Annotated in this window: 1 pseudogene; it reads left to right on the plus strand. The window is 61.4% G+C overall.

Annotated features, from left to right (window positions below):
* Nucleotides 1-446, plus strand: a pseudogene (locus EN993_RS37300) (hypothetical protein); the annotation flags it as partial.

Consider the following 446-nt stretch of genomic DNA (forward strand, 5'->3'; position numbering starts at 1 on the left):
CCTGAGAATCCATGTCGTCAACGACCCTGGCGGCCATCCCGACCTGTACATTCGGCCAGACACACTTGCCACCGGCCTCGAGCGAGGCGGCGCGCCAGCATATGAGGCGACATTCGGCGTACTTCCTGCCGCGATCGAGACAGCCCACGACGAGACGCGCGTCATCTTCACTTCGGCGAAGGTCCACATCGGCAATGCAGCTGAACGCCTGCCACGCCTGCAGTGGGTGCAGACAGTCTCTGCCGGAGTGGAGGCCTTTTTGCCAACATTGCCAACGAACATCACACTTACCAATGCCTCAGGTGTGCATAGCGAGAAGGGCGCGGAGTTTATTCTGACGGCGGCGCTGATGCTGAATTATCGCATCCCGGCTTTCGTCGAGGATCGGCAGGCCCGGCGCTGGCAGCCCGAGTTTGTTACGCCGCTCCGCGACAAGACGGTTACGC

This window comes from Mesorhizobium sp. M7D.F.Ca.US.004.01.2.1 (assembly GCF_003997785.1).
GTDB classification, from domain to species: domain Bacteria; phylum Pseudomonadota; class Alphaproteobacteria; order Rhizobiales; family Rhizobiaceae; genus Mesorhizobium; species Mesorhizobium loti.